Annotated in this window: 5 protein-coding genes; all 5 read right to left on the bottom strand. The window is 37.1% G+C overall.

Features of this window, described 5'->3' with window-relative positions; translation table 11 throughout:
- Nucleotides 1–1,136 (bottom strand): NADH-quinone oxidoreductase subunit NuoF (nuoF, locus tag ABXH34_RS18460; protein ID WP_353573360.1); only part of this gene is annotated, 1,136 nt, incomplete at its 3' end.
- A gap of 42 nt (nucleotides 1,137–1,178) precedes the next feature.
- Nucleotides 1,179–1,823 (bottom strand): Uma2 family endonuclease, encoded by a 645-nt coding sequence (locus ABXH34_RS18465; RefSeq protein WP_353573361.1) that lies wholly within the window; start codon nucleotides 1,821–1,823, stop codon nucleotides 1,179–1,181.
- A 59-nt stretch (nucleotides 1,824–1,882) separates the two neighbouring features.
- Nucleotides 1,883–2,389, bottom strand: a complete 507-nt coding sequence (gene nuoE / locus ABXH34_RS18470) for an NADH-quinone oxidoreductase subunit NuoE (RefSeq protein WP_353573362.1) — start codon at nucleotides 2,387–2,389, stop codon at nucleotides 1,883–1,885.
- A 102-nt stretch (nucleotides 2,390–2,491) separates the two neighbouring features.
- The gene (locus ABXH34_RS18475) at nucleotides 2,492–2,689 is read right to left on the bottom strand and encodes a DUF2283 domain-containing protein (RefSeq protein ID WP_353573363.1); all 198 of its coding nucleotides are present in this window, start codon (nucleotides 2,687–2,689) and stop codon (nucleotides 2,492–2,494) included.
- A gap of 7 nt (nucleotides 2,690–2,696) precedes the next feature.
- Nucleotides 2,697–2,777, bottom strand: a complete 81-nt coding sequence (locus ABXH34_RS18480; protein ID WP_353573364.1) for a type II toxin-antitoxin system YoeB family toxin — start codon at nucleotides 2,775–2,777, stop codon at nucleotides 2,697–2,699.
- Nucleotides 2,778–2,779: the final 2 nt, after the last annotated feature.

Genomic DNA, 2,779 nt, shown 5'->3' on the forward strand with positions numbered 1-2,779 from the left:
TCCAACATATCCAAATCTTCCATTTTTCCATGACCATGTGCGATACGATGTAGCATACGCGATAACCAACCTGTACCTTCACGACAAGGCGTACATTGACCACAAGATTCTTCATGGTAGAAATGAGAAATACGCGCTAACACTTTGACCATACAAGTGGTTTCATCCATTACGATCACAGAACCTGCACCTAACATTGAACCCGCTTTAGCAATCGAATCGTAATCCATAGTTAAGCCCATCGCCACATCAGCGGTTAATACAGGCGTTGACGAACCACCCGGAATCACCGCTTTTAATTGATGACCATTACGCACACCACCTGCCATTTCAAGCAAATATTTAAATGGTGTACCCATCGGAACTTCAAAGTTTTGTGGATTATTGACATGACCTGACACGCAGAATAACTTAGTACCGCCATTGTTTGGCTTGCCTATTTCTAAGAACCAGCTTGCACCTTTATCTAAAATACTTGGTACAGATGCTAAAGTTTCTGTATTGTTAATCGTGGTTGGTTTGCCGTATAAGCCATAGCTTGCTGGGAATGGTGGTTTAAAACGCGGTTGACCTTTTTTACCTTCAATCGATTCTAAAAGAGCAGTTTCTTCACCACAGATATAAGCACCTGCGCCGTGATGAGTGTATAAATCGAAATCCACACCCGTATCAAGTAAGTTTTTACCTAACAAACCAGCAGTATACGCCTCTTCTAGCGCTTGTTCGAAACGGGCAATCGGCTCAGCAAATTCACCACGAATATAGTTATAACCTGCCGTTGCACCAATGGTATAGCCTGCGATAATCATCCCTTCAATTACTGCATGAGGATTGTAGCGTAAAATATCACGGTCTTTACAAGTTCCAGGTTCACCTTCGTCCGAATTACAGACAATGTACTTTTGCCCCGGTTTATCACGTTGACCTAGCATGAAGCTCCATTTCAAACCCGTGGAGAAGCCTGCACCACCACGTCCGCGTAAGCCCGAACTTTTAAGTTTTTCGATAATATCTTGTGGATCTGGTTGTTCCTTCAAGATTTCACGTAAGACTTTGTAACCTCCTGCTTGTTCATACACAGAAAGTGTCCAAGACTTATCCGTTTCAATATTGTGATAACATACTTTTTCTGTCATGGAGCGTTCCTATTTTTTTGTGCAACAGATAGCATCTATCTGCTATATCAAACCTTGTTGTTTAATTCTTTCAATCAATTTTTTACAAGCTTGTGCATGTCCAATTTCATAGCCTAGCTCAATTAATTTTAAAATATGAGTTTCTAAATTTAAATTGGGGAAAATTGCACTATCAGATGTTATTTTATAATTTTGTTGTTCTAATTGATAAATCACTAATTCATCACCATCAAAAAACCATAGCTCTGGCACACCAAGGCTGGCATAAATATCTAATTTCTTAGTTGAGTCTGTTGATATATCAATTTCAATAGCCAAGTCTGGTGGTATATCTTGCGCTAAATCAATTTTTTGTTTATGCCTAACTTGTGGTTCATTTTGAATATAGTAACAATTATCTGGTTCAATACCTTTTTGGAGCTTATCTTGTTTTAACGTAAAGTTGCCTAATGCCATACAACTTTTGTCAGTGGCACAGCATAATTCATAAATAAAAAACTGAATATCGGCATTGTATAAACCATGTGTAGATGAAGGACTCATAATTTCTAAAACACCATCACTATAGGATAATCTGTCTGCATAGCTTTCCCCCAAATCTTCTAAGAAATTTTCATAAGTTCGCCATGTCACTGGAGAAAGTTGAGTCACTTGCGAGCCTAATTTATTGATATGGACAGTTTGCATGGTTTTATGCCTTTTTGTGCTGCAATATCAGTTTTGGATATTAACAGCACATAGGAGAATTACTTTAATTCTGCTAACATTTGATCGACTTTTTCAGGAGTCAGTTTTTCATAATATTGATCTTCAACTTGAATCACAGGCGCATTCACACAAGCTCCTAAACATTCGACTTCTTTGAGTGAATATTTACCATCTTCAGTCAGTTCGCGGAAACCTTTCACGCCTAATTTTTGTTTCAAATGCTCAACAATTTCATCTGAGCCATTAAGCATACATGAGATATTAGTACAGACACAGATTTTATGCTTGCCCACAGGTTTGTGTTCGTACATAGAATAGAATGTGGCAACTTCATACACAGCAATCGGTTGCATGTCTAAATAAGCTGCGACTTCATCCATTAATTGCTCGGTAAGATGTCCGCCATTTTGTTTTTGCGCAATCATCAACGCACCCATTACAGCAGATTGCTTTTGGTTTTCAGGATATTTCTGTAACCAGCGATCAATTTGCGCGTAAGATTCGGGGGTTAATAATTGAGTTGCTTCTTTTTGTGTTGCTAACATGGTGAGTTCCGTAAGCGTTTAATAACTTTTACATTTAATATAAAGTAGTCGTCGGTGCAGGGTAATGTTTTGCAGTATTTAGCGATATGTCATTCTAATTATTTAGGCTGCAACTTGTTGATAAGAAAAGCCCATAATATCTGCTTGTTCCCGAGCATATTCAATTGTCATGCTAACGAGTTGTCCTTTTTCATCAAATTCTGCTAATACATTTTCATTTATATTTTGTGTATCAACAATCTGGTTATTATTGAAATTGATTAGTAATGTATCTGTATCTTGAAAATATTTAATATCCATATAAATTTTATAAGTAATGATTTTTACAAGAAAGAATATATAGCACATCACCTTCAATCATATAAATTAATCTATGCTCATCCGTAATAC

Origin of the sequence: Candidatus Albibeggiatoa sp. nov. BB20 (assembly GCA_016744725.1) — a bacterium.
Classification (GTDB): Bacteria; Pseudomonadota; Gammaproteobacteria; order Beggiatoales; family Beggiatoaceae; genus Albibeggiatoa.

What these genes read in the sequence shown, in the direction of transcription:
- ABXH34_RS18465 (WP_353573361.1), bottom strand. Translation starts at nt 1,823, where the DNA reads ATGCAAACTGTCCATATCAATAAATTAGGCTCGCAAGTGACTCAACTT.
- nuoE (WP_353573362.1), bottom strand. Translation starts at nt 2,389, where the DNA reads ATGTTAGCAACACAAAAAGAAGCAACTCAATTATTAACCCCCGAATCT.
- ABXH34_RS18475 (WP_353573363.1), bottom strand. Translation starts at nt 2,689, where the DNA reads ATGGATATTAAATATTTTCAAGATACAGATACATTACTAATCAATTTC.